The sequence below is a fragment of the Acinetobacter sp. AS5 genome, assembly GCF_048957595.1.
Classification (GTDB): domain Bacteria; phylum Pseudomonadota; class Gammaproteobacteria; order Pseudomonadales; family Moraxellaceae; genus Acinetobacter.
Genome location: NZ_JARDAL010000131.1, coordinates 1 through 1,376 on the forward strand (window position 1 = coordinate 1; position 1,376 = coordinate 1,376).

The 1,376-nt window shown below is 45.3% G+C and carries 1 protein-coding gene; it reads left to right on the forward strand.

Features of this window, described 5'->3' with window-relative positions; genetic code table 11:
* Nucleotides 1-123: 123 nt before the first annotated feature.
* The gene (locus PV763_RS17560; protein WP_004730312.1) at nucleotides 124-1,356 is read left to right on the forward strand and encodes a transposase; all 1,233 of its coding nucleotides are present in this window, start codon (nucleotides 124-126) and stop codon (nucleotides 1,354-1,356) included.
* Nucleotides 1,357-1,376: the final 20 nt, after the last annotated feature.

A 1,376-nucleotide genomic window follows, 5' to 3' on the forward strand; every position in this document is an offset into this window, starting at 1 on the left:
AGGCATAGGTATCTACACAATTCCTGAACTTTGCGTTAAATTGAAGAGCATGCTCTTCAATTTAACATCTCTGGCCTGGATCAGCGTCTTGTCAAGCGCTATAACAGCCTTGTAAAGCTCAATATGAACCCTCTTGCTTCACTTGCTCCGGCAATCAAAGACCTGGCTTCTGCCCAAAAGTCGAGTTTCGCAACCACACAAGCGGTCTGGCGATTCCTGAATAATGACAAAATCTCTTTTAGTCAGTTAAACCAGCCAATTGAACATCTTGCATGTGAACAGATCAAGGCATCACCGCATCAATATGCATTGATTGTTCATGACTGGTCTCAGCTACAGTATGTGAAACACCATCATAAAATTCAGCGCCTGCAAAGAACCCATCAATATGATTCAGGCTATGAATTGCAAAGCAGTCTGCTGGTTGATGCAGCCTCGGGACTACCTATTGCGCCACTGGCGCAGACACTATCAGATGCCTCAGGCTGCTATTCCACATTCAGTCAACACTCTGCTGGGCGCAAATCTCATCTAGATTCACTTACCGAACAAATCAAAGTGATTGAACAATATCCCATTGAGAAAACATGTGTTCATATCATTGATCGTGAAGGTGACTCCATTGCCCACCTAAGGGAAATGAGCAGCCAGGGTTTTAAATGGCTGATTCGGGCGAAAGAAGGCCATCGAATTGAGCATCAGGGCAAAACATGCAAAGTTGCAGAAGCCGCAGAACGAGTAGAAACGCAGCAGGTCCAGCCGATTGCCTATAAAGGAAACCGGCATATGTTGCATGTGGGAGAAACTGCTATCCGGATAACACGTGCAGCAAAACCGAAGAGAAATGACGATTCAGGCCAACGGGTTGCTCCCCAGCCAGGGAGTGCGATTGAAGCCAGATTAATTGTTGCCGTAGTGAAAGATGATCAGGATAAGACCGTCGCAAGATGGTCACTAATCAGCAATGTTCCATCAGAGATTACTACGGTAGAGATGACGACCTGGTATTACTGGCGCTGGACAATTGAATGCTATTTCAAGCTGCTCAAGCAGGCAGGTCATGATATTGAAGCATGGCTTCAGACCAGACCTGAAGCCATTTTAAGGCGGTTACTGATTAGCTGTATGGCTTGTGTTTTAACTTGGCGAATCCAGCGTTCTGAAGATGAACACCATCAGAAAATTCGTGTATTTCTCACCCGTCTTTCAGGTCGGCAGCAGAAAAGAGGTAGGTTGGAAAGTGCACCTGCCTTATTGGCAGGGCTTTCGATTTTACTGAACACTCTTCAACTGCTCTCGGAATATTCAATAGATGAACTCAATGAGATAGCCACAATGGCATTAGGTATCTCATAGATGTGTAGATACCTATGCCT

Bases quoted from the DNA above. Each gene is read 5' to 3' on its own strand.
- PV763_RS17560 (WP_004730312.1), top strand. From the start codon at position 124: ATGAACCCTCTTGCTTCACTTGCTCCGGCAATCAAAGACCTGGCTTCT.